At 45.7% G+C, this 25,447-nt stretch carries 24 protein-coding genes; 16 read left to right on the top strand and 8 right to left on the bottom strand.

Features of this window, described 5'->3' with window-relative positions:
- Positions 1–133: 133 nt before the first annotated feature.
- The 5 genes from MHH57_RS01395 (at position 134) to MHH57_RS01415 (ending at position 5,499) form a co-directional block, all read left to right on the top strand.
- A complete protein-coding gene (locus tag MHH57_RS01395) occupies positions 134–1,156 on the top strand; it encodes a LacI family DNA-binding transcriptional regulator (protein ID WP_165149230.1) in 1,023 nt (340 codons plus the stop codon).
- Between the two features lie 181 nt (positions 1,157–1,337).
- Positions 1,338–2,813 carry a sucrose-6-phosphate hydrolase gene (locus tag MHH57_RS01400; RefSeq protein ID WP_165149228.1) on the top strand — a complete coding sequence of 492 codons (1,476 nt, stop codon included), beginning with the start codon at positions 1,338–1,340 and terminating at the stop codon, positions 2,811–2,813.
- Between the two features lie 67 nt (positions 2,814–2,880).
- Complete coding sequence (locus MHH57_RS01405) at positions 2,881–4,299, top strand: sucrose-specific PTS transporter subunit IIBC (protein WP_029516869.1); 1,419 nt, start codon at positions 2,881–2,883, stop codon at positions 4,297–4,299.
- A 192-nt stretch (positions 4,300–4,491) separates the two neighbouring features.
- Complete coding sequence (locus MHH57_RS01410) at positions 4,492–4,992, top strand: hypothetical protein (RefSeq protein WP_342434733.1); 501 nt, start codon at positions 4,492–4,494, stop codon at positions 4,990–4,992.
- A 102-nt stretch (positions 4,993–5,094) separates the two neighbouring features.
- Positions 5,095–5,499 carry a hypothetical protein gene (locus MHH57_RS01415; RefSeq protein ID WP_069010127.1) on the top strand — a complete coding sequence of 135 codons (405 nt, stop codon included), beginning with the start codon at positions 5,095–5,097 and terminating at the stop codon, positions 5,497–5,499.
- A gap of 97 nt (positions 5,500–5,596) precedes the next feature.
- On the opposite strand, the gene MHH57_RS01420 is transcribed toward MHH57_RS01415, so the two are convergent.
- A complete protein-coding gene (locus MHH57_RS01420) occupies positions 5,597–6,385 on the bottom strand; it encodes an AraC family transcriptional regulator (protein ID WP_029516864.1) in 789 nt (262 codons plus the stop codon).
- Between the two features lie 179 nt (positions 6,386–6,564).
- Between MHH57_RS01420 and pyk the strand changes: the two genes are divergently transcribed.
- A complete protein-coding gene (gene pyk / locus MHH57_RS01425) occupies positions 6,565–7,980 on the top strand; it encodes a pyruvate kinase (protein ID WP_029516863.1) in 1,416 nt (471 codons plus the stop codon).
- Positions 7,981–8,108: 128 nt separating this feature from the next.
- Here pyk and MHH57_RS01430 read toward each other — a convergent pair whose 3' ends face one another.
- Together MHH57_RS01430 and MHH57_RS01435 are read right to left on the bottom strand one after the other, a co-directional pair.
- Positions 8,109–8,507: a hypothetical protein gene (locus MHH57_RS01430; RefSeq protein ID WP_029516862.1), complete on the bottom strand. Its 399-nt coding sequence runs from the start codon at positions 8,505–8,507 to the stop codon at positions 8,109–8,111.
- A gap of 317 nt (positions 8,508–8,824) precedes the next feature.
- On the bottom strand, positions 8,825–9,169 hold the full coding sequence (locus MHH57_RS01435; RefSeq protein ID WP_029516861.1) for a DUF805 domain-containing protein: 345 nt from the start codon (positions 9,167–9,169) through the stop codon (positions 8,825–8,827).
- A 430-nt stretch (positions 9,170–9,599) separates the two neighbouring features.
- Between MHH57_RS01435 and MHH57_RS01440 the strand changes: the two genes are divergently transcribed.
- The 3 genes from MHH57_RS01440 to MHH57_RS01450 all read left to right on the top strand — a co-directional run bounded on the left by MHH57_RS01440 (position 9,600) and on the right by MHH57_RS01450 (position 12,969).
- Positions 9,600–12,035 carry a LamG-like jellyroll fold domain-containing protein gene (locus MHH57_RS01440; RefSeq protein WP_342434734.1) on the top strand — a complete coding sequence of 812 codons (2,436 nt, stop codon included), beginning with the start codon at positions 9,600–9,602 and terminating at the stop codon, positions 12,033–12,035.
- 386 nt (positions 12,036–12,421) lie between these two features.
- Entirely contained in the window at positions 12,422–12,622 is a 201-nt protein-coding gene (locus MHH57_RS01445; protein WP_007428290.1) for a cold-shock protein, read from the top strand.
- Between the two features lie 131 nt (positions 12,623–12,753).
- Complete coding sequence (locus tag MHH57_RS01450) at positions 12,754–12,969, top strand: cold-shock protein (protein ID WP_013308357.1); 216 nt, start codon at positions 12,754–12,756, stop codon at positions 12,967–12,969.
- Positions 12,970–13,074: 105 nt separating this feature from the next.
- Here MHH57_RS01450 and MHH57_RS01455 read toward each other — a convergent pair whose 3' ends face one another.
- Positions 13,075–13,896 carry an alpha/beta hydrolase gene (locus tag MHH57_RS01455; RefSeq protein ID WP_318628185.1) on the bottom strand — a complete coding sequence of 274 codons (822 nt, stop codon included), beginning with the start codon at positions 13,894–13,896 and terminating at the stop codon, positions 13,075–13,077.
- A gap of 187 nt (positions 13,897–14,083) precedes the next feature.
- On the opposite strand from MHH57_RS01455, the gene MHH57_RS01460 reads away from it, so the two are divergent.
- The gene (locus MHH57_RS01460; protein WP_029516858.1) at positions 14,084–14,416 is read left to right on the top strand and encodes a hypothetical protein; all 333 of its coding nucleotides are present in this window, start codon (positions 14,084–14,086) and stop codon (positions 14,414–14,416) included.
- 50 nt (positions 14,417–14,466) lie between these two features.
- Here MHH57_RS01460 and MHH57_RS01465 read toward each other — a convergent pair whose 3' ends face one another.
- The gene (locus MHH57_RS01465) at positions 14,467–15,012 is read right to left on the bottom strand and encodes a GNAT family N-acetyltransferase (RefSeq protein WP_029516857.1); all 546 of its coding nucleotides are present in this window, start codon (positions 15,010–15,012) and stop codon (positions 14,467–14,469) included.
- Between the two features lie 205 nt (positions 15,013–15,217).
- Positions 15,218–15,787: a hypothetical protein gene (locus MHH57_RS01470; protein WP_342434735.1), complete on the bottom strand. Its 570-nt coding sequence runs from the start codon at positions 15,785–15,787 to the stop codon at positions 15,218–15,220.
- Between the two features lie 217 nt (positions 15,788–16,004).
- Between MHH57_RS01470 and MHH57_RS01475 the strand changes: the two genes are divergently transcribed.
- The 6 genes from MHH57_RS01475 (at position 16,005) to MHH57_RS01500 (ending at position 20,742) form a co-directional block, all read left to right on the top strand.
- Positions 16,005–16,418 (top strand): GntR family transcriptional regulator, encoded by a 414-nt coding sequence (locus MHH57_RS01475; protein WP_029516855.1) that lies wholly within the window; start codon positions 16,005–16,007, stop codon positions 16,416–16,418.
- Entirely contained in the window at positions 16,415–17,128 is a 714-nt protein-coding gene (locus tag MHH57_RS01480) for an ABC transporter ATP-binding protein (RefSeq protein WP_069010117.1), read from the top strand. Before MHH57_RS01475 ends, MHH57_RS01480 begins: the two co-directional genes overlap by 4 nt.
- Positions 17,125–17,892 (top strand): ABC-2 transporter permease, encoded by a 768-nt coding sequence (locus tag MHH57_RS01485; RefSeq protein WP_029516853.1) that lies wholly within the window; start codon positions 17,125–17,127, stop codon positions 17,890–17,892. Before MHH57_RS01480 ends, MHH57_RS01485 begins: the two co-directional genes overlap by 4 nt.
- A 40-nt stretch (positions 17,893–17,932) precedes the next feature.
- On the top strand, positions 17,933–18,418 hold the full coding sequence (locus tag MHH57_RS01490; protein WP_342434736.1) for a CcdC protein domain-containing protein: 486 nt from the start codon (positions 17,933–17,935) through the stop codon (positions 18,416–18,418).
- A 332-nt stretch (positions 18,419–18,750) separates the two neighbouring features.
- Positions 18,751–19,971 carry a nuclear transport factor 2 family protein gene (locus MHH57_RS01495; protein WP_342434737.1) on the top strand — a complete coding sequence of 407 codons (1,221 nt, stop codon included), beginning with the start codon at positions 18,751–18,753 and terminating at the stop codon, positions 19,969–19,971.
- A 93-nt stretch (positions 19,972–20,064) separates the two neighbouring features.
- Positions 20,065–20,742: a hypothetical protein gene (locus MHH57_RS01500; RefSeq protein WP_342434738.1), complete on the top strand. Its 678-nt coding sequence runs from the start codon at positions 20,065–20,067 to the stop codon at positions 20,740–20,742.
- A gap of 93 nt (positions 20,743–20,835) precedes the next feature.
- On the opposite strand, the gene MHH57_RS01505 is transcribed toward MHH57_RS01500, so the two are convergent.
- Entirely contained in the window at positions 20,836–21,840 is a 1,005-nt protein-coding gene (locus MHH57_RS01505) for a LacI family DNA-binding transcriptional regulator (RefSeq protein ID WP_342434739.1), read from the bottom strand.
- A 161-nt stretch (positions 21,841–22,001) separates the two neighbouring features.
- Positions 22,002–25,442, bottom strand: a complete 3,441-nt coding sequence (locus MHH57_RS01510; protein ID WP_318628190.1) for a cellobiose phosphorylase — start codon at positions 25,440–25,442, stop codon at positions 22,002–22,004.
- Between the last annotated feature and the right edge of the window lie 5 nt (positions 25,443–25,447).

The following is a 25,447-nucleotide window of genomic DNA, read 5'->3' on the forward strand; positions in this document are numbered from 1 at the left end:
ACTGAAGGGACGGCGTTTTGTGCATGATGGGTCTGGAGCCACAGCAATCCAATCCCGCCATATGGTATTATAGGGTTATGTGAAAAGAGACGTTTTGGAAGCTTGTGAATACGAAAAATCTCCGGGGGACTTCATGAATAAGACAATTGCAGATATAGCCCAAATGGCTGGTGTATCCAAGAGCACGGTATCCCGTTTTTTGAACGGCGGGTCTGTCAGCGTGGATACGAAACGAAAAATTGAAAAAGTGGTTAAAGCCACGGGCTATGTGCCCAATGCCTTTGCCCAGAGTCTTAAGGCGAAGCGGACCAACATTATCGGCACCGTTGTGCCGCGTCTGGATTCTTTTGCGACATCCCATACGCTGATGGGGATTGATGAGGAACTGCGTTCTCAGCATTATCAGATGCTGATCTCCAATACGAGCCAGGATGTACAGCGTGAAATCGAAGCCATTTATGAGCTGGGCCGACAAAAGATTTCGGGTATCATTTTGCTGGCTGCTCAAATTACAGACGACCATCTGACCGCGATTCGTGACATCGGTATTCCAGTGTTGCTGGTGGGCCAGCAGCACGAGCAGCTTCATAGCCTTATCCATGATGACTATCGTGCAGGATATGATATTGGCACGTACGTTTTGTCTCAGGGACACCGCGAAATTGCCTACGTTGGTGTTACTGAAAAGGATGTTGCCGTCGGTGTGCAGCGCAAGGAGGGCTTTAGGCAGGCTGTACGCGATGCATTGCCTACTGAGTCTCGTACGGACGATGCGATGCAAGCAGCAGGGTATGATATCAGATACTATGAGACCGGATTTAAAATGTCCGATGCACGAATTGCTGCATCCGCTATTTTGGACAATTTCAAGCCAACGTTAATGGTGTGTGCTACGGATAATATTGCGCTGGGCGTAATCAATGCGGCTTATTCCAGAGGGATTGTCATTCCGTCGGATTTGTCGGTAACTGGCTTTGGGGGATACGATATTACGGAGGTCATTCACCCTGCGCTGACAACCGTTCAATATCCGTATATGGATGCTGGACGTGTAGCAGCGCAAAATATTATGCGGCTGGTAGAACATAAATCGGTAGAAAAAGTGACGGTCATGAATTATTCCCTTATCGAAAGAGAAAGCGTTGACAAACGCTGAACAAGTGGATTATAATTTCTTCGAAACCGGTTCCATAGTATACGGACATAAATGGAATCGGTTGCAAATCCATGGATGAGCATTTTTTTAATCGTATGGGAACCGGTTCCGAAAGAATATTTTTTTCACTAATTTGGAACCGGTTCCTGAGGCGAAGTTTTAATAAAAATGAGGTACAACTATGAAAATGACAAGAGAACAAAAGTATCGAATGATCGAGCAGGCAGAGCCCGGTGAAATAGCCAGCTTGGAGGAGAAAGTGGAGCAATGTCACTGGCGGCAGGGGTTTCATATCCAGCCACCGACAGGTTTGCTCAATGACCCTAATGGCTTTTCGTATTACCAAGGTGAATACCACTTATTTTATCAGTGGTTTCCACTCGGAACGGATCATGGGATGAAATACTGGTATCATTTGAAATCCAGAGATTTGGCCACATGGAATAGTGCGGGTATTGGCATTGCACCTGGGGATTATTTTGATTCACATGGGGCTTACTCAGGCAGCGCACTGGAGCATGAGGGCAAATTATATATGCTGTATACGGGAAATGCACGAGATGAAGATTGGATCAGACATCCTTATCAATGCATGGCTGTTATGGACGAGAACGGTCGCATTACTAAATGGGAGCACCCCGTTATTTCCAATGTGCCAGAAGGGTATACAGACCATTTTCGTGATCCCAAGCTATGGAAAGACGGCGATAGCTTTTACTGTGTGATTGGTGCCCAAAGAACGAATTTAACAGGCTGCGCCGTCCTCTACCGATCAACCGACCTTCATTCATGGGAGTTTGAGGGAGAATTGTGCACAGGGCTGGAGTCGTTTGGCTACATGTGGGAATGTCCGGATTATTTTGAACTGAACGAAGCAGGTGTCTTGATCTTTTCTCCTCAGGGCTTGGAGCCTTCCGGGGATGAAAATCACAATATTTATCAATCGGGCTACGTAATCGGCAAGCCGTTAGATACCGGTACAAAAATACTGGAGCACGGCGCATTCCACGAGCTCGACAGAGGCTTTGACTTCTATGCGCCACAGACGATGATTGACCCGCAGGGGCGGCGTATTATGGTGGCATGGATGGGTCTGCCGGATATCGACTATCCCACAGATCCGAACGGATGGGCTCATTGTCTGACATTACCAAGGGAGCTTACGCTTCATGAGGGCAAACTCTTGCAGCGGCCAATTCCTGAGCTGACTACGCTACGCAGAAATCGTGAGGATCGGGTAGCTGACACGTTATTCTCAGAGAGCAAAACCTATGAAGGATTTACAGGTACGGCCTATGAGCTGATCTGTGAGGTAGATCTTTTAAGCGCTAAGATGTTTGGTATTGAATTCCGTGCGAGTGAGACTGAGAAAACGGTAATTAAATATGATGCCATCAGTCGCAAACTTGTATTGGATCGTTCGCAATCAGGTGAGCCTGTAGCCACTTCGTATGGTGAGATACGGCAGTGTTCATGGGATAAAGATCATATCAAACTTCATTTGTTTGTAGATACGTCTTCGGTTGAGATTTTCGTCAATGATGGGGAAGAGGTGTTCACCAGTCGTATTTTTCCGCATCCAGAGAGTGACGAAATACGCTTTTTTGCCGACAAGGGAGAGGCTCTCTTCCAGGCGGTGAAATGGGATTTTACATGAGTAGGCTAAAACATCAAGTGGATCGTTAATCATCAAACATAACGGAATCAACGAGAGGATGAACATCATGGCGGAGAACAGAGAAATAGCTAAAGAAGTGATCCAGGCAATCGGTGGGCAAGAAAATATTGCATCTTTTGCTCATTGCGCGACGCGCTTGCGGATTATGGTGCATGACAAGGAGAAAATTGATCAGAAAAAAGTTGAGGAGATCGACAAGGTCAAGGGTGCTTTCTTCAATTCCGGGCAATATCAGATTATTTTTGGTACAGGTACGGTAAATCGAATTTTCGAAGAGGTCGAAAAGCTTGGCGTGACTGGTTCATCTAAAGAAGAGGTGAAGAGTCAGGCGAAAAAGGAAGGGAACGTCTTCCAGCGCTCCATCCGTACCTTTGGTGATGTGTTTGTACCGATTATTCCTGTGCTGGTCGCTACAGGGCTGTTCATGGGGCTACGTGGCTTGCTCACTCAGCCGCAAATTCTCGCTCTACTTGGCATGACGCCACAGGACATTTCACCCAATTTTCTATTGTACACACAAGTATTAACAGATACGGCCTTTGCTTTTCTGCCAGCGTTAGTCGCATGGTCAGCCTTTAGAGTATTCGGTGGTAGTCCAGTGCTGGGTATCGTTCTCGGTCTGATGCTGGTAAATCCAGCCTTGCCCAACGCTTATAGTGTTGCGGACGGTTCAGCCCACCCGTTGACGATGTTCGGATTCATTCCTGTGGTGGGCTATCAAGGCTCGGTATTGCCAGCTTTCTTCGTGGGCTTGATCGGAGCCAAGCTGGAGCGGGCGCTGCGCAAACGGGTGCCTGAAGCGCTAGATTTGATTCTCACACCGTTTTTAACACTGTTGATCATGATCACTTTGGGATTGTTTGCCATCGGTCCGATTTTCCATTCACTCGAAGAATGGGTGCTGCACGGAACAACGTTTGTGCTGGATTTGCCTTTCGGTATTGCAGGGATTGTCATCGGTTTCTTGCATCAGATTATCGTTGTTACAGGTGTGCATCATATCTTTAATTTCTTGGAGATTCAACTGCTTGAAAAGAACGGCGCGAACGCCTTTAACGCCATCATTACCTGCGCTATGGCTGCTCAAGGTGCTGCCTGTCTGGCGGTTGGACTGAAAACGAAGAATAGCAAGCTAAAAGCGTTAGCACTTCCTTCCTCGTTGTCTGCTTTTCTGGGGATTACGGAACCGGCTATTTTCGGGGTCAACCTGAGATACATGAAGCCTTTTGTCATGGGGCTTATCGGTGGTGCGGTTGGCGGTTTTATCGCTTCACTCTTCCATTTGGCGGCTACAGGTATGGCAGTTACAGTCATTCCAGGCACGTTGCTCTACATGAACCATCAGCTTCCGCTTTACATTTTGGCGAACTTGGCTGCTATGGTTGTAGCCTTTGTCCTGACCTGGATGTTTGGCTATAACGATAAAATGCTGGAAGAGGTCAAAACAGCGGGTTCTTCAACTTAATATGATTTCGGAATAAGCACAGATTCGCATATAAATGAACTATAACGGTCGCCCTACTTTGGAGCGCTCTAGGCCCTTGTTGAAAAGGGATGCTAGAGAAGCTTCCAGGTGGGGAGACCGTTTTTTATAGACTTTATCATTACGTATCCGGATACGTAATTTGGCTTTGGCCAACAGTCGGCTCATAACGCAATGGTTTCAGAGCATCTCAATGAAATGGACTTCCCACCATATTCTTCAATTGCTAATTCGAATTCACTATTGAGCGGTTTGACGCCTGAAGAATATAATGAAGTTATCAAAAATGCGAAACCCATAGAATCAATTGCTGTTGAAAAAGAAAAGACTCAACTCGATCAAAAGATTTCTCCTATGTCATTGGGAGCATGGTCATTTAGTCACCATTCTCGAGACGATGGGGCTGTTTACTCTAATAAGTTTTCGGTTAATAACGCAGCTATCCTGAATTTCCATGTAGTACAATGGGCAGATGGTAGTTCTTGGTCCAGCCCTGAAGTAGGTTACCTGCTTGTGAACAAAAATTATTTGGGAGAGGTTTTTGCCGTTTATGGAAGATATACAGATGAAAATAGGGATTTTCAAATTAAAGCTCCAGGTTTTGGAGAATATCAGGTAATGGTACTTAACCTCAATGATTATACGATTTCAGGAAATGGATACGTTACGTTTTAATACTATTTTATTTAACGATTATTATGTTTTTTATGAACTCGTTATAATACTAATATTTTCTAAAATACGTAATACATCTTTTGAGAAGGGAGGTGTGTGCGTGTGAACAAGCGATTAAGAACAAGTGTTGTTGTCTTAGGTCTAACTGTTCTTATCGGAGGGGTTATAACCGTCATTCAAAGCCAAACTTTTGCTAATGAAATTAAAACTGAGGTTAAGGTAACCGGCGATTCTAAAACCAGTGTAACCAAAACTGAGACTAAGGCAACCGATGATTCTAACCAGCTCTCACCAGAGAGAAAGAAAGAACTAACTCATCTAGCTGAATCTAAACAACCCCATGTCCTGTTAACTGAGCACGGAGATTTTTATCCCGTTAAGGTTCCAAACAAGTACCAAAGCGATCAGGTTGCAAATTTGGATAATAAGGGAGAAGAAATAACTTCTAAAACAAAACAGGTCATTTTAAGAAATTTCACCTACGAAAAAAAAGAGGAAGAAAACTGATTTTCCCAGGAACGCTCAAAAAAATGAGCGTTCTTTTTTCTAGCTTCAAATTCAAAATTGCTTCGTATCATCTTCCCATAGTCCTATTTCTGTAGTTCTAAACGATGGAGGAACGTTCATCCAGAAATTCGGACGGCGAGCAGCCTGTTAACCGTTTGAAGATCCGATGAAAATAGGAAACATCACTATATCCCACATACTCCGAAATTTCACGAATCGTTAGCCGGGACTCGGTCAGCATGTAGATGGCGGTTTTAATACGTTGCGTATGTACATGCTCACTGATCGTTTGGCGTGTTACCTCACGCAGCAGCGTCGCGGCATAATTGGGGGTTTTACGGATGGCGTCGCCAAGCTCCTCCTTGGTCACCTTTTCCCGGTAGTGGTTCTGGATATACTGTTTCATATGTTCCACATGTCGCTCTCGATCGCAAGAAATGGCGCCTTTGTCCCATTCCTGATTCATATATATCATGGCCTCGGTCAGCAGACAGTCAGCCATCATGGTGTAGTAGCTTGGGTGTTCAGTCCATTGATAGTACATCGATTTGATCCGTTCATGCAGCATGTCGTAGCATCCGGGCTTGATCAACAACGGCTTGTCAGTATTCAGGATGGGAAGTGTGCTGTTCGTACATGTTTTGCGGCAATGTATCACATACTTGGTATGAAAAAGCGTAGGAATGCTCTTGCCATAGTAATCCAGATGACTGGGTAAAAGCAGTGTTTCACCTTTACCGAGAATGAATTTGCAATCGTTCACCCAATATACACATTTGCCAAAGGTGACCAAAATGAACAGTAAGTCATCGTTGTCGCTATTTGCACTAGCCTTTTCATACCAGTCCACTCCGTTGTCCTGCCGTATATCTACCAATGTAATCACGAAACTCACTCTCCGATGTCTTCAACATTCATTATACTGTAGTACATTCATCATACTATAGTTCATAGTCTTGGTGCACGGGTACAGGTAGAATAGAGCCATATAAGTTTAATGTAGATAGAGAAGCAAAGTGGAATAGAAAACCATACAGTAAAGACATTCAGGAGGATGACATTACTATGCTTAAAACGAAAATTATTTGTACTATGGGACCTGCCTGTGACTCCATTCATTTGTTAAAAGAAATGATCCAGGCTGGTATGACTGTAGCCCGCTTGAATATGGCTCACGGTGAGCTGGAAGATCACGTTAAACGTATCGAAAATGTGCGTCAGGCTGCGAAGGAAATGAATACCTTTATCCCTGTCATGATGGATATTAAAGGACCGGAAATACGGATTGGCAAGCTGAGAGAGGCATCTTGTCTGCTGAAGCCAGGTAGCCAGCTCATTCTGACCACAGAAGAGATTCTAGGGGACGAGCATCGTATTTCAGTGAATTACCCGGATATGCCGAAGGACATCAAACCAGGCGACCGCATTCTCATTGACGACGGTTTGGTTGATCTGACTGTAACCTCCATCGAAGGTACGGAAATGATTTGTAATATTGTAAGCGGCGGTATTTTGAAGCCGAGAAAAGGTGTAAACCTGCCAGGGATTCATACAACCCTTCCAGGCGTAACGGAGCGAGATGTGAGACACATCCAATTTGGGGTGGAGCAGCGCGTTGAGCTTATTGCGGCTTCTTTTGTGCGTAAAGGCGACGATATCCGCGAAATCCGTGAGATTTTGAAGGGCCATCATGCGGAGCATGTCCAAATTTATTCCAAAATTGAAAATGCTGAAGGCATGGAAAACCTGGATGATATTATCGAAGCTTCCGATGGCATTATGGTAGCCCGTGGCGATCTGGGCGTCGAGGTGCCGATTCAAGATGTGCCTGTGATGCAAAAAGAAATGATCGACAAGTGTAATCTGGTCGGCAAGCCCGTTATCGTAGCTACCCACATGCTGGAATCCATGCAGGTGAACCCGCGTCCGACGAGAGCTGAAGTTAGTGACGTGTTTAATGCCGTTATGCAAGGAGCCGATGTTGTTATGCTGTCAGGTGAATCTGCTGCAGGTAAATATCCTGTCGAGTCTGTACGGACCATGGCTGCGGTAGCTGCCAGTGCAGAATCACAATTGGATTATCAGGAGCAGTTCGATAAGCGCAGAGCACGTCAGAGCACCAACATTACCGAAGTGATTAGTCAGGGTGCGGTAAGTTCGTCTCTGGAGCTGGATGCCAAAGCGATTATTACCTCGACTGCCAGTGGATTCACGGCACGTATGGTATCCAAATATCGTCCGAAGGCGCCTATTATTGCGGTTACTCCGAATAATACGGTATTCGCTAAAATTTGCCTGTTATCCGGTGTTTTCCCGATCAAAGGGGATAAAGTAGCTACAACGGATGAAATGTTCGAATCCTCCATCCGTAACGCTCTGAATGCAGGATATATCCATAAAGGTGACACTGTAGTCCTGTCGGCGGGTGTTCCAGTCGCTGAGGCGGGCACCACTAACTTGATCCGAGTATACCAAGTGTAATTTACAACAAAATATAGACAGCAAAAAGGCGCCATCCCGTCGGGGGAGCGCCTTTTTGACATGAATTAAGAAGCACCTCTGAGGGTGTCATGAACTACGGCGTATAGCTGGCCACGTACGTCACTGACTTACAGCCCGAACACACTTTTAGCAACGACCTGTGTCAATTCTGCTTTATGGGCTTGATATTGCTCAGGCGTAATGCTCTTATTAGCCAGTCGTTGATCCAACTGCTCCGTTAACTGAGCTACTTGTAAATCAACGACAGCCTGTGCATCCTGATTATTGGTGTGTGCAATATCTGCCAAGGTTTGACCGTTATACAACGCTTCATATAATTGCTCATCCGAGGATGCGCCCAATGTTTTCAACAGTTCATCATCCTTGGAAGCTTCATTATCCTGTACCTGAGGGGCTCTCTCTGGAGCCAGTGTAGCAGCATTAGCCCGACTTCCCCAAGTAGAAGATTGCCCAATAGACAACGCCAGCAACAGTGTACAGATGACCAACATTCGTTTTCGATTCATAAGTGTAAAATCTCCTTTGTGTTTCATTCAATTTCTGACAGAGTGGAGCCTTATATGGATATCCAACGGGAGTAATGTTTATGCCTTTAGCCGATCCGGCTTATGTAGTTACCAGATTCTAATATACATCATACACACCCAATCTTAGTGCCAGCTTAATACTCGTTTAAAATAAACTAAAAGAGGAGAATGTAAACAGGTAAAGCTAAAAAAATTCATGGATGTGAATAATGGAAGTAATTTACCCTTTGGATTCTGCCGGATATGAAAAAAACCTCCTTCACAAAAGTGAAAGAGGTTTTAGACATCTGCAACCATTACAATTTAGGGTTTTTTCCATACTTATTGTCGCTAGGCTGACTGTCTTGGCAGAAGAATACAATCAAAATAATTGACCCTACGAGAGGGATCAGACTGATTAGAATCCACCATCCGCTTCTACCTGTGTCATGCAGTCTACGGGCCATAACGGCCAAGGATGGCAACAGGACAGCAAGAGAATAAATCAAAGTCAATACCGGTGATAAGCCTACAAGACTATCGATCAGGCTGACTACAAAGCTAGCGATTGCACTAAATAGTACAAACATCCAATACTCTGTACGTCTTGCTCTACCTTGGAATCCTACATAGTTTTTTAATCCATTTAAATACCATTGCATATATTTTCACCTCCTCATAAAATGTAAATATTTGTATTATAATCATCATAAAACAGTTGTTTTTAAATATATGGGCAGGTAACATATAGAATTTTACTTGTCAAATTATAACTTTAAACTAGGAATTAAAGCAATACATTTATTATAATTAATAATACAGTGAATAATTTATAAAAATATAAAATTACATATTGAATTTTCCATATCCATTGAATAATATAGAGGTACGGTTAACCGTCAGGTTTGAATAGGCCTTCTTAACAGAAGGTGCTTTTATTTTTCAAATCTATTGAAAGCGCTTTAAATTGGACAGGAGGGATAAGTAACTTTAAATTCGAGGGCGAAGAAGTTAATACAAACATAATCCTGACCGCTTTCCCAAAATTGTTTTATGTTATCAGGGATGTTCAAAACGAGAGGAGATTAATTTATGAAGCATTTATTTGTTCGTAAAGTAACGGCAGCTTCACTCGCAGGTGCGCTGTTGTTGCCTGCTTCTTTGGTAGGCGCCGAGCAAACACTCAATTTAGATACAGTTGAGGCTCAAAGTGTGGGTCAAACTTCCCTTCAGGCTCAAGATATGGGGAACCTTTCAATCCAAAGTAAAAAGGCCGTTTCCTTCAAGGAGACTTCCGTACATGATCCATCCATCCTGAAAGTGAAAGACACATTTTACATTTTTGGCTCCCATCTTGCGGCTGCCAAGTCCAAAGACCTCATGAATTGGGATACGATTGCTACAGGAGTGGCGAATGGTAATGCATTAATTCCCAACGTTAAAGAAGAATTAAAGGAAGCACTGGATTGGGCGCAGACAGACACGCTGTGGGCAGCTGATGTCATTCAACTGGCAGATGGCAAGTTCTATATGTATTATAACGCTTGTAAAGGTGATTCCCCGCGTTCAGCAATGGGCCTAGCAGTTGCTGATAAAATTGAAGGGCCGTATAAGAATAAAGGGATTTTTCTAAAATCCGGTATGTGGGACCAACCGAGTGAGGATGGGGCGATCTATGACGCAACCAAGCATCCGAACGCCGTGGACCCGGACACCTTTTACGATAAGAACGGCAAGCTGTGGATGGTATATGGCTCCTACTCAGGAGGCATCTTCATTATGCAGATGGATGAAAAAACAGGGAAGCCGCTCCCAGGTCAAGGCTACGGGAAAAAGCTGACAGGCGGCAACCATGCTCGTATGGAAGGGCCGTACATACAATACAGTCCGCAAACGGACTTCTATTACTTGTTCCTATCGTATGGTGGATTGTCAGCGGATGGCGGATACAACCTGCGGGTGGCTCGGTCCAAAACACCGGATGGTCCTTTCTACGATGCTGAAGGCAACGATATGATCAAGGTCAAGGCGAATCCGGACAAACCACTTTTTGATGACGCTTCCATTGAACCATACGGTGTCAAACTGATAGGTAATTACCTGATTCCAAGAGAAATTGGTGATCCGGGTACAGGACTGGGTGCAGGCTATGTGTCGCCCGGACACAACTCGGCTTATTATGATCCCAAGACGAAAAAGCATTTTGTCATTTTTCATTCACGTTTCCCTGGGAGAGGCGAACAGTTTGAAGTGCGGGTACATGAAATGTTCATGAACGCTGACGGTTGGCCTGTGGTTGCTCCTTATCGTTATTCGGGAGATGAGGATTCACTGAAAAGGCTGTCAGAAAAGGATGTCCTCGGTCAATACTCGTATGTAAATCATGGGAAGGATATTTCGGCAAATATTAAGCAAGCTGTTATCGTCAATCTGGATCGCGGTGGCAAACTGTCTGGTGGAATGAACGGTACATGGAAGTTGGGGGCAGACAATCAGTTGGAAATTACAGCAGAGGGCACGAAGTACAAAGGTGTATTCCTGCGGCACCGTGATCCAGACACAGGTGCCAAGACGCTTGCTTTTACCGCATTATCCTCCAAGGGTGTTGCGGTATGGGGTTCGCTAAAGCCTGACCTGAAGGCCAGCAAGATTGTAACTGCTGTGCAGAAGGACCTTAGTCTGGGCGATACGAGCAATGTTCTTTATAATCTGACGCTACCTACTCAAGCAGCACAAGATACCACTATTTCATGGGAGTCCACCCACCCGGAGAATATTTCTGTGACAGGTGATGTATACCGTCCAGAAGCCGGTTCTCAGCCTGTAACAGTTACATTGACGGCGACCATTAAAAAGGACAAAGCCACCGCTAAGAAAAGCTTTACAGCCATTGTTCCCGGGCAGGCCCAAGGTCCTCAGCTCGCACGCTATTCGTGGAGTGAAGATCAAGGAACTACGGTTGTCGACAGCACATACAATCAATTTGATGGTAAGACCTATGGTGGTGCTGCATGGGATAAAGACGGGAAGCTTGGCGGTGCGCTTGTCCTAAACGGTAAGGATGGTTACGTGCAACTACCAAATACAGTAACAGATGCGAAGGATTTTACCTTTTCCGCTTGGGTGAACTGGAAGGGCGGTGCAGCTTGGCAACGGATTTTTGACTTCGGCAACGGCCAAGCCCGGCATATGTTTCTTACCCCTTCCCAAGGTAGCGGTGTACTCCAGTTTACAATCCATGAAGGTACGGATCAAAGCTTGCTTTCCAAATCATCATTACCGCTAAACCAGTGGACACATGTAGCGGTTACACTGGAAGGGAATACAGGGAAATTGTATGTAAATGGTGAGGAAGTAGCTGTTAATGACGGTATTACCTTTAATCCCAATGAGTTGCTGACGAGCGAGGCTTATCTCGGCAAAAGCCGCTTTGCCGCCGATGCTTACTTCAATGGCAGCCTGGATGAAGTTCAATTGTATAACAAAGCGCTGACAGCAGAGGAAATTAAAGCACTGGCAGAATTGTAGTTCAAAATAAGCAAATAAACGCAGGAGATGGGCTTTCATTAAGAAGTTCGTCTCCTGCGCAATGTTTTGTATATTTATTTCTTGATTGCTGGTATAATAGGTAGCAACTGCGGATATAATGTTTTAAGTAGGCGTTAATGACTCGCTCCCGCCGAATGAACACAGCTTTGAAGCAGCAATAGAGAACATAAGCACTCTGCATAAATTAAATTCACCAGTGCTTGCGTTTTCAATACACTTATGGTAATATGAGTATATTGAGATTGTGACCTGAGATTCGCATATTGTAGAGGGCTATTGTTTTAGGTTGAAATAACCTTGTGCAATATGTGAATTTTTATTTGTAAAAAATAAAGGTCATATAAATACATTTTGGAGGTAATTCCATGCAAACAGGTACAGTTAAATGGTTTAACGCAGAAAAAGGTTTCGGTTTCATCGAGGTTGAAGGTGGAAGCGACGTATTCGTACATTTCTCCGCAATCCAAGGCGAAGGTTTCAAATCTTTGGACGAAGGCCAACGCGTAGAATTCAACGTAGTTGAAGGAAACCGTGGACCACAAGCTGAGAACGTTGTAAAACTGTAATTTTAAATTACAGCCTACTTCAGATGCCCCGAACATAGCGTTTGGGGCATTTGTTTTTATCTGTTCATAAGACCGTTTTTGAACTGATTACATCTTATCGCTTTATAAATCATGAAGAAAGAGGGATGTTTATGTACAATTCACGGAAAAAGCCAATGGATGAGATTCCTGAGGAAATTACAACTGTCTGGAATTGCGCCAGCGATACATGTAACGGCTGGATGCGAGATAACTTCGCTTTTTCTGTCGAGCCGACATGCCCCATTTGCGGTTCTGCCATGGTGAAGGGCGAGAAAAAGCTGGCTGTTTTAAATAATACGAGCTTCAACCATACCAAACAATCCTAAGCGGATAAATGTTTGTAGTGAAAGATGCCCCATAGCCATTAACGGCGCTGAGGCGTCTTTTTTGTTTTTTATAAATATAAATTATACATAAGGATGAACAGGTTTTCAATTATGTGCGGAGGATGGGGCTAGTATGCTCAGTAAGATAGAGTTAAATTCGGGTAGTGCTTCGTAAAACACACCGTGGCCGCTTCGTTCGAAAGGAATAAGTCTTGATCCGGCAATTCCTTTTTGAGTTTGGACAGCCAGGGGGAAAGGACAGACCCGATCCAGCTTGCCGTGTAGAATCCAGGTGGGCACGTGTATACATGGCAAATCAGGGCGCAAATCAGAGTCACGTAGTGAGTACAAAGTACAAGCCATGCTATGAACTGTTGCCGCAAAGCCCTGGTCACGTAACCAGTCGCGCAAGCTCTGGCTGACGGGATTGGCAAACAACATTTCGCCAAAAGAAGTTACCAGTTGTGGACGATCTGTATAGGCTTGTTTGATGAGTTTATCTACCTCTGTGACAGGAGTACCATAAGGAAAGTCGCTGGTTGGGGTGAATCGAGGCGTAGCTGCTCCGATCAGGATCAACTGACTGACGCCAAATCCCCGGTGTCTGCTCATGTAGCGTGTAACCACAGCTCCCCCCATGGAAAACCCGATCAGCCGTACCTGGTTTAACTGAAGTGCCTGCATCACAGCCAGCAGATCGTCTGCCAATCGATCATAATTGTATCCATGCCATGGTCGATCAGACTTGCCGAACCCCCTAAGGTCGACCTGAATACAGCGATACCCGTAAGCAGGCAACAAGGCGGCCTGGTATTCGTACATTCGGTGATCCAGCGGCCAGCCGTGCACCATCAGAACAGGGATGCCTTCTCCAATATCCTCGACATACAGCTTCACGCCGCGTCCCACCTCAATATAATATCCCATCGTGTTCACCCCTTTAGAAATCACGGAATTTCGTTCTCTCTCACATATATGTAGCCAGGGCTTAGCTCATTCGAGAAAGGGATGGGACTGTCACGATATAAGCATATAGTATGTTAAAAAATGTATGTCATCCTGTATAGGGATAGGATATAATTATGGAATGAAACAGCATCGGGAGAGTGGAACAATGACACCATCAAAAACATTAAAATGGATTACAGGCGGATTGGAGCTATTTTTAGCTATTCCCGTTTTGGGCGGGCTACTCGTCGTAAATTCCGCGTATACTATATTGTTCTTTATGCTGATTTTCCACATTGTTACGTTGGTACTATCGGTGACGAATAGAGAGTCTTATTATGGATCTATTTTAGGGATCGTGACCTCGGTTATTGGATGGATTCCGATTGTGGGCTGGTTGATGCATTTGCTCTCAGGCATATTTTTGATGATTACCGCAGCTCAGCAGCCGCGTGATCAGTATCGTAATCGCAATCCTTATGATGATTATCGCTACTAGGGTAAGTGATTGATACGAAGATGAAAGATCCTGTTGAACAGGGTCTTTTTTTATTTATGAAATCTCCCCATGATAATGGTGTTGTAGTATTTGCCATCTGAAAGAACCTTATCGTTTTTTAATAACCCTTCGATTTCAAAACCATGTTTTTTATAAAGCTCAATGGCTTTATCATTCGTTTCCAAAACTTGTAGAGTCATTTTCTTGATGCCATTGGATTCAGCCCAGGAAATAGATTTTTTTAAAAGATTCGTCCCGATCCCGTAACTCCAAAAATCCTTTAGTACACATACGCCGAATTCAACTTTATGAGAGAATCTGCTCAGAACATGGCCCTCACATCTTGAAAATCCGACGATTTTATCATGAACTACTGCAACTAAAAATAGGTTTCTGTTATTCTCTGTATCCGTTTCGATGAGCTGTTCAAAACCGGATGTACTTATAAATGCTTCTCCCTTCTCTCTATCTAAATTTTCAGTTTCTCCATCAATCAGCAAGCGGATTTCAGACAAATTCTTCGCATCTTGAATCATGGCAGATCTGACCGTATAGCGCATTCCTTGCACATCAAATTCCTGTTGACTTATTTTCATTACGTTCTCCTTTTTATGGATTAGAGTGAAAAATGAATTCTGGATCATGTTAGTCTACCATATTATCTTATTTACATGATAAATAAGCCTATCTCCTTATGTTGTATCGCAGCAGGGGACAGGCTTATTGTCGTCTCTATCCGTACAGGGAAGCCGGACGGAGATTTATTATACATGAGTGGATGTGCCCAAACGGGAGCTGTAGCTATTTCTGCTTAGTAGAGGCTTTAGCTGTATTGGTTTTAGCAGGAGCCTTGGCATCTCCTTGAGCAGGAGTTTTACCTGCATCCGCTTTACCGCCATCTACTGGTGGCTTGGATGGTTTCACGCCATTCACCATGTCTGTCATCATTTGTTTTAGATTAGAGACGCGTTGGTTATATTCAGTTGCCGTAATCTTGCCGTTTTGTTTTTCCGTAGCCAGTTTCGCTTTCATATTCGAAACCATCACATCAATAAGAGAATTTACACTTACGCCTTGTGCTTTGGCGATTGTAGCAAGGGATTTACCTGCTTTCAGCTGTGTATCCAATTGACTGGAGGATAATTTTAATAATTTCAGGAGAGCTTTGTTCTCAGCATAGTTTCCTCCTGCGATTTTAGGGCCGTTAGCATCGCCTGGGTTACCCTTAGGTGCCTGTGCTTTGTCTGCAAGGGGAGCCTTCTCAGGTGTAGTGGAAGCAGCATGAGCTGCGCTTGTGGAGTACAGTGCTCCGCCTCCTAAAAATGCTAACGCCATCGTTCCAGCTAAAATTGCTTTTTTGGTGCTCTTCATCTTCATTTTCCACCTTTCAGTAATGGGGTGTTTGGTACGTGGTACATCATAAGGGATCAACTTGAATGCTATCTGAGTGTAAGCTGAGCATTTACTGAATGAATTTGGAGAGCGTGACTAACTGACATTTTAGCTAATAGAGTACTTGTATTATGTGTATTAAGTGATATAATACACTACAGGCACGATAGATGCAGCCGATTAGGGGGAAACACCCATGGAAGAGCAACGGGTTGGCTCGTTCCGATTTTTAATTGATTTTAGCCAGCCATTATATGAACAAATATTAAATCAAGTACGAAGCTCCATTGCTAAAGGGGAGATCGAAATGGGAAGCAAAATGCCGTCTGTTCGTGATCTGGCGCAGGAATTACGCATGAATCCGAATACTGTGATGCGAGCGTATCAGGAGCTGGAGCGGGACGGATTGACTGAGAAACGGCGTGGTCTAGGCACTTATGTTACGTCATCCAGTGAGCGGATTGCCAGCTTTCGGGAACAACTGGCTATGACGTATATAGATCAGTTTCTCGGACAAATGAGCAGCCTGGGACTATCCTGGGGAGATGTTCAGCAGTATATACGAAGCAAACAGGACGGAAATGAGAAGGAAGGAGGCGATAAGGCATGACGGAGTCTGTTGTGGTTGCGAATCATCTGGTGAAGCAATATGGCAGTAAAAAAGCGTTGGATCAATTGGATGTTGTCATTCCGGCAGGACGCATAGTAGGCGTGCTTGGACCCAATGGCTGTGGGAAGTCCAGCTTCTTTCGAGCGATCACTGGATTGATTCAGCCAGATGGGGGCGAGCTTCAGGTGTTGGGCCGACAGCCTGGTTGGGAAACCAACCGGGATATATCCTATCTTCCTGACCGGGCACGCTGGTACCCTAATCATACAGTTCAGCAGACGCTGGAATGGGGGAAGTCCTTTTTGCCTGGCTTCAATATAAAAGATGCCTATAAACTTGCTGATCATATGGACGTGGAGTTGGAGCTGAAAATGGCCGGGTTGAGTCGCGGACAGGAGGCGCGTGTGCTACTGATTTTATGTTTGGCACGTGAGGTTCCACTCATGATTCTGGATGAACCGTTCGCAGGTATTGATGTCCTCTCCAGAGAGGCGATTGTGGCCGGGATTATTGATTATTTGGAGGGTCGGCAGCAATCTATACTCATTAGCACGCATGATATTCAGGAAGTGGAAGGCTTGTTTGACTACACGGTCATGATGGGCCGCGGACGGATCCTATGGTCTGGTGATTCGGATGATCTGCGTGCAGAGCATGGCTCGCTGAATCAGGTGTTCCGCAATTTGTACAAAAAGGAGTGGAAGGCGTGAATTCATCAGGGCTGTTCAAAGATTTAATACGCCATGAATTTCGAAATAAAGGAAGCTGGAGAAAACAGAGCCGCAATCGACTACCGAGATCGTGGAGACTTGTGTATTTCTCACTATTTCTCATTGCGGCGTTCGCTATTTCCTTGTACTTCGCGCTTCACAACCAACTCGAATTGACAAGGCTGTGGTATGTGACCCTGGGCTTGCCGTACATGATCATTTTCATGGGTGTGGGAAGTTTGAGACGAGAATGGGAAAATGACACCTACGGATGGTGGCTGACCCTTCCCTATCCGCGCATGTGGCTGATTAGCGCCAAATGGATTGCGGCAATTCTACAAACCATTGTCGTGATATTGTTCCTGTTTGTGGTGGGTTCTCTGTACGCATTGTTCATCTCATCAACGATACAGCCTTATACGCTCGCGGATGCAGCGTGCTTTATTGTAGCTGGATTGAACTGGTTTGTGATGATTATCGCTTTCACACCTTTTGTTATTGCGCTGGGCCTTCTGACTGCCAGTACCAAATACAGTACCTTGCGGCCGCTTAGCCCGATACTGTGGATTCTTTTGATGGGTGGCGGGAGTGTCTTTTATTGGTCGGGCGATCATGGGCTTTATGAGCAGTTTGATCATGCTCAGACAGGACAGTGGTTTTCTTTTACCTGGCATTTCCCGGTTGCGGTGTTGATCAGTTGGATTGCTGCGTATATATTAATCCGCTTGAACGCTTATTTGTTGGACAAAAAGCTGTCGATTTAGACTAGCGTATCCATATGATCTATGAGGAAGGAGTTACACCATGACGACGATATTCATATATGCATTGGTAGCTGTTCTGGTGGGCCTGATGATCTGGTTAAGAACCAAGAGACGAAGGGGGCCGATAAAGGGAAACGGAACACGGATTCTCCTCCCCTTGTTTATCGTATTCCCGCTTATGATGATGTCTGTGTACCAATTAATGCATATTCCCGGTCAAACGTACGCGCCCCCCGCCTTTTGGGAACTGCTGGCTGCCGGGCTATTAGGGGCTCTGTTTGGCTATGTTATTTTGCTGCATACAGCGTATGAAAGACGGTCTGACGGTCTGATTTATCCCAAGCCGAACCAATATTTTAAATATATTATTATCGCTATTATCCTGATTCGCGTTGTTTTGACCCAGTACCTTAGTAGTTTGGGTACGTCCGAAATTAGCATGCTGGCAATTACGATGGCGTTGGTGTATATCTCGATCTGGCGAATCGGGAGCTTTATCAAGTTTCGGAGAACGTTATCCGTATAACAATAGCAATGGGGTTAACAGCGGCTTACTATTCAAAAAGCGTTCATTCGCTTGCCGATAGGAGCCGCTTTTTTGAGTTTCGGCATTAGCAAGTTATCACACATTGTTATTGCTCCCCATATCCTTTATTCTAAGGCTTGTGGCTTGCATTGTAGCAGTACAAATATAAATTTTGAAAGGGGGGTTGTTGAGGTTTCAAAAGATTTAAATGGGGTTTAAAGTTAGGTATGCGGGGAAAAATTGCTTTTTCGTGATTAGGTGTAACTTTATTAGTTACATAAAAAGGAATTGTATTCATATTCTATTTTACAGGTTGAGAGGGGCTTACATTCATGAAAAAACATACGGTTACTGCTGCACTCGCTGGTTTGCTTGTTCTGTCTTCTGCTGTACCGGCTTTAGCGGCCGAGGTAAAACCTGCTACGGGTATTCAGGTTTGGGTAGATGGCAAGAAGGAGGCTTACAAAATTGCACCTATCGTGAGAAATAAGCAGGTCTTAATTCCCCTGAGACAATTGGCCTTCAGTTTGGGAATTCCATTGGATGCCAAGCATATTACATTCAATACGGCGCGACAAAGCACGACCATCCGATATGATCAGGCGACGGTTGTACTGGTGTCTGGCAGTCCGGAAGCGCAAATCAACGGGATTAAAGTGCCACTGTCCACCTCGACCATCTTGACCAAGCAAGGGGTAACCTATGTACCGGTTGATGTCGTCAAAGAAGCGTGGGGCAAGCAAGTGATTTGGGACCCGGCCAGTCAGACCTTGCAAATCGGGGTGAACAATAAGGATAAGGTTGTAGAGATTCTGAAGAGCTTTGAAACGGGCGATATGAAAGCAGCTGAAGCTTGGATCAGCAAGGATCAGTACATTCAGCATAATCCGAGCTTTGCTAGCGGGAGAGATGCCTTTTTGCAAGGGATTAGCCAATCAAAGGGAGCCAATGTGCTTGTTGAAATCCAGCGGGTTATTCAGGATGGCAATGTTGTAGCAGTACATTATAAAAAGTCCATCGCAGGGAAAACAAGCATTGCTTTTGATATTTTCCGCTTCGATAGCAATGGTAAAATTGTTGAGCATTGGGACAACGTGCAAGACTCGGCTCCAGCCAATCCAAGCGGACACACCATGATTGATGGAGCAACACAAATCGCGGATTTCAACCAAACGGAGACCAACAAAGCGCTAATCCGCAAGTTTGTGGATGATGTCCTAGTTGGCAAAAATCGTGCTGCATTGGAAAGTTATTATAATGGTGATCAGTACATTCAGCATAACCCTCTTTTTGGTGACGGTGTATCCAAATTGAAGCAAGCATTTTCCGCAGCGGGAAGCCAAGGAGCTTCTTTTGGATATGATCAGGTTCACATGGTCATCGGAGAAGGCAACTTCGTGCTGGTTGTGAGTGAGTTGACATCGCCTAAGGGAACTTCAGCCGCTGTCTATGATCTGTTCCGGGTAGAGAACGGCAAGGTAGCGGAACATTGGGACGTAGTTCAGGAGGTTCCAGCTAAAACAGAGTGGAAAAATACAAACGGCAAGTTTTAAAAAAGTGCGTTTGGAGTAAGGCCTGATTGGCATGCTTTCCTAATCGTCCTCTTCCTGTTAAAATGATGCAAACTTATAACAGGAGGTTGGACGATGGAAGGCTTGAAGCAACGTGTGGGCTGCATGCATGCACATCACTCGAACATAGCCTATGTGGAACGAGCTTTGGCTTCTTATGAGGTGGAGCTGATACATTTTGTGGACCCTGGGCTTATGCGCCGGATCTCGTCAGACCCGCATTTTTCTGCGGACGATGCCAGTCGCAAGGTAGAAGAGCAACTGAGATGGATTGCTCAAAGCGACATAGACGTTATTTTGATAACGTGCACGAATTATATTGTTTTGGCAGAAAAGGCTCAATTGCCCCTGTCTACACCAGTAATTGCGCTGGATGAGCCCTTTTTTCATGAGATATGCGATGATTTGCTGCCACGGACCTTGGTATTCACGAATCCGGCTACTGTAGAGGGAACGATGAAGCGTCTTTATCATACGGCTGCTCTGTTAGGCAAACCGGATATCTCTTCTTGGATAGAGGTCAAGGTGGTGGAGGACGCTTTTGAATTGATTATGCAGGGACGTGAAGACGAGTATAAGGAACTGCTGGTTCGTTCGCTGTATGAGCTAAGGGAGGCTGATCCAAGCAGAGGGCTGGCTGTAGCACAGTTGTCTATGGTTGATGCTGCGTTACAAGTGGAGCTGGAGACGGGGCAAACGGTTGGTAATCCCTTACGGTCGTTGTCGAATTCAATTGAGGATTTGTTAGGTTAAAAAGTATAACCAAAAGAACTTCCAACCCGTGTACTGGGACTGTGGAAGTTCTTTTTTTGGAGGTCGGCGAGCAGGTTACTTCTGCGTTGCTCATCACAGATTCTGTTGATCTTGGGTGATGAATACTGCGCCTGCTGATTCTCTTTGGACAAGCGTAACGTATAAACGTTCATGCTCCACGTCTTCCCCGGCAATGATTTTGAGAACTTGTTCGGCAGCTACAGCGCCCCATTTACGTTTGGAGTAGTCAATCGTTGTCAGACGGGGCTGAATATATTGCGCCAGCTCGATATTATCAAAGCCGACGATATGAATATCCTTGCCAATCATCAGCTCTGACTGAGCCATTCGATTGTAAAAGCCCACTGCCATTTCATCATTGAGGCAAAATACGGCTACAGGTTCCAAACCCGGGCCAACTTGTTGCTGCAAAATGATTTCCGCCGCCTGTTCGCCGCCCGATTTCTCAAAATCGCCGTAAATTTCAATCATTTCAGCGACGCCGCTACGCTCAATGGTCTGCTTGACCGCCTGCATTCGTTGCCATGAATCGTAAGAACCTTCTGGTCCGGTAACTACATATAGCCTACGGTGCCCCAATTCCAATAGATGTTCTATGGCGAGAGCGGCGCCTGCTTTGTTATCCAGCAGCACCTGGTTAATGTTAGGATGATTCAGTTCACGGTCCAACACGACAACTTTATGTCCTCGCTCGGCGTAGTTCAGTAGCTCCTGACTTTCAAACGTCTGATCCAGCACAATGGCGCCGTCAATCATACGTTCCGGCAGCATTCGGTGAGACTGCTTACCGCTACATACGATGAGATCATAGCCCTTGCGGTTCAAAATTTCCTTGATGCCGTACAGTAAATCTCCATAAACGTCTCCACGAAAATCAGTTAGGAAAACGCCAATAATTTTGGTCTGCCTTTTCTTGAGATTACGTGCGGCGGCATTGGGCACATAGTTAAGCTCTTTGGCAATGGCTAAAATACGTGCGCAAGTTTCTTCTGTTACCTTATCGCTACCATTCAAGGCATATGAAACGGTAGATATGGAAACGCCCGCCTGTTTGGCGATATCTTTAATGCTGACCACATCGTCACCTCCTTGTCGTCCGTCTTATCATTGCTATTGTATATTCATTATTAACCACATATCTATTCCAAATGTCGTAGTCCTACACCTAAGCAGCAAAGGGCGATCCCGCAAGATCGCCATCCCTTTGTTGCCTATACCAGATTAGCATCAAAAACTCTTTATAAAATAATCTCCAGACGATGTACACCATCATGCTCTGCTAACGTCTGCTCGAAAACCTCGCGTTTGATGCGTAAGGCACCGGAGCGGTAGCGATTATCGCCGGCTGGCTCGCTTTCCAGTGGTGTTCCATTCAATACTACACGGCCCTGCTCACCGCCAGTATGCTCTTGCAACATACGGTAGACGAAGGTGATCGGTTTCCCTGCAAAGGAAAACTTAAATTTCAATCCGTCGAGATGATCCGGCAGCACAGGGTCCAGGATCAGGTCTTCGCCTGACTGACGAACACCAAGGACATTCGATATCAGCTGATTCATATAGATTCCCGGACCGCTGGAATAGATTCTCCAACCGCCTTTGACGGGTACGGCTCCTTCACGCAGTTCACCAAACCGTTCCTGTGCTTCATAGCGGGTATTAAATTTACCGTCCGAGCTACTGAAATAGGCGTTGCTTTGGCGCCATTCGGCATTCGGTACGGACGCACGGATGCCGACCGGATTGATGAGCTTCAAGCTATGCCAAGCGTCATCCTTGCGTCCCAACTTGGCCATCGCTTCCGCAAAGCGGATATGGGCATGCACATATTGCAGCCCGACTTCACGTCCAAAGTTGGCAGCTTGCTCTGCGCGCTTGAAGTGCGAGCTCACACCGCCATCATACTGTGCAGGACGGTTCATCAGACGCACACCATCCGGGCAGAGGAACTGCTCACGGATGAGTTGCTCATGAGCCAATGCTTGCTCAGGCGTGAGCAGCTGGCTGATCATGCTGCGCGTCATCGGCAGCAAGCGGTAATGGATTCCCGTCTCAGTGTCAGACGGATGGAGCATCAGCTTAGGTTGACCGGGCTCTTCCATATACACGAAGCCCGGAATAATTCCGCTCTCCAGCATGTAGCGGTTGAAGTCTTTACGGATGCCATTGGCCATCTGATGTAGATCTTGTGCAATCTTGTCGGCTTCGCATACTACACCCGCGGGGGCCTGCTCCAAAGCTGCAGCAAAGTTACTAATAACTTGGTAGGTGAGTGCAACCGTCCAGCTGCTCGCCATGTATTGCTTCAGCTGTGCATTGGCTGGCTGGAGGGTATCGTCCCAATCGCCGTCGCCATAGGCCGACAAATACGTATCATGCAGGAAATTATCTCGAATGTATTCGATTTCCTTCAGGGCATGTTCCATGAGAGTCGCGGTCTGCTTGGTATAATCGAAAGTATGTCGATGGGTGTAAGGTACATTTTCTTCCAGAATACTGTAATCACGGGTAGCGGTCAAATAATCGCCCAGTACCTTGAGCGGCCAGACGATAATATCCCCATGGCTTTCTTCTTGCTGCACGTGAGTATAGTTGTCAAACATAAACCATTGCGGCCAGTTTCCGCTGTCCTCGTACTGATGGCTGAAGACAGTCAGCAGAATGGAACGAACCTCATCGAACTTTTGCACAGCTGAGAAATATTCCACAGGCCCCTGACACACATCGCGTGTTCCCCAGGCTGCACCGCCGTATTGCTCCAGACCGTGAGGTACAGAATAGTGAACGAGCATATTATGGGTGTACCACCAAGCCACTGCGTTCACACGGAACAGCTCGCTTGTTTCATGTTGACCCAGCGATAGATGGAAACCGTTCATAAGCTCGGCAAAATATGCCCGATAGTGCTCGCGCTCATCTTCAAAGGAAGCGTGACGCTCTTTGTGTGCTGATTCTTGCCCGGCTGAAAGTCCATTCAGCCAACCCTGCACGGTGCAGGTCCATTCGCTGCTGTCACCCAGCTCTAGCACAACCAGAGATGCATCAGGGGAAGCATTACCCTGTAGCAGTGCGTGAGCGTCGCTCACATGCTGTAATGGAGCGCCTTCTATGTGCATTCGGTACAGCAGGTCGGGATAGGCTTCGGCACTCAGGGAAGCAGAGTCTGCCCGGAAGAGTAAGGCGTCGCCTTCACGTTCCATATGAAACGGAAGCTCATATTCGTTCACATGCATAGACATTTGCTGAGTGATGAGGAACGGATAGGTTTTGCCACTTGCCGCACGCATGTGAAGCCGTACTTCTGGGCTATCGGCATTCGTATAGTTTGTAATAATGAATGTATCGTCAGCCGTTTTGTAGTACCAGCGCACATAATTAAAGCCAATCTCGAACAGGGAAGGCATCGTGAGCAGGCGGTATTTCCCTTGGATTCCGACATAAATGCGCTGACCGGATGTCTTGGGAATATTGAGCGCATTACGCGCGTTGGTAATCATTTTGTTGAAATTCGTATTGCCGATTACGAGCTGGGAATTGAACACTCCGTACATATAGGAGGTGGTTGTAATGGTTTCTTCCTTACCTCCTGAGTAATGCCCGCCCATTAAAATGTGCCCGTGGGGACGCTCTACACGAAGCTCTTTGGATTTGAGTACAACATGCTCATAGCTGTCCGTGAAAAAGGAAAGGAGTTTATTGCCATCCCGTTCTTCTTCCTGCCGTTTGGGGAAAAGTTGATTCACTTCGGCATCGGTGAAGTCCAGCGTACGCAGCGGCTCACCGATGGTTTGAGCTGGAGCCACACGCCCTGCCTGAAGATCACTTGCCGCGTGTGTCGGTATGCTGGTCTCAGAGGCGTCTGCTAGAACGGCAGTTACTTCGTCGCGTGCCTTTGTCACCAGTTCCTGATACTCCAGCTTTGTCACTGCGGCTGGATGATTGGGCTGGAAAAGACCGTAAAAAGTAAAGCGAGCTTCCCCGGCAAGTTCCACTCGCTCGGACTGCAATGCGGTATAGGCGAATTCGTATTGGTATACTTCATTGGCGAGCGAGTCGCGACGGAGTGCTTCCGGCTCATTCGTTTCCTTGTACGATAGTCCAAAGAACTGAAAACCGTCAGTCGAGTAACCAACAGTGCGGGTTAACGAGCCTTGTTGAATGTATGGGAATGTCTGACTTTGAGGCTGGTTTTGACGTGAGCAAACGGTATAGCCTCTTTGTTCATTATGGTAGACGGTGTGGTCAATATATTGAGACAAATAAGCTTCATTACTGCGTACAGCAGCGGTATCGGCAATGCCGATATCCTGACCGTACACGACATCTGCTTCCACGTCATCGCCCTGTAGGGTTACATCCCAGAACCATACTCCCAGGCGGCTTAGCGTGAAGGTCACCTGATAGCCTACACCAGCGGTGAAACCTTCCCAAATAATCTGCTGATCTGTTTGTCGAATTACTCCCGGTGAGCGAACTCCAAGCAGGGGAGTGATACTTACACCGGATGGACGGTACAATCTCAAGTACAGATTGTTCAGGGAACCATCGACTGAATTGGTCAACAGCTGGTTGATCATCGTTGAGCCATGGGCGATCTTATACACATCACCGCTGCTCAAGAAGGTAAAAGACAGGTCGCCGGCCCGCAGCAAAATATTTTGATCCAGACTTGTATTCATCAAAG

This window comes from Paenibacillus sp. FSL H7-0442, assembly GCF_038593105.1.
Taxonomy (GTDB): domain Bacteria; phylum Bacillota; class Bacilli; order Paenibacillales; family Paenibacillaceae; genus Paenibacillus; species Paenibacillus polymyxa_D.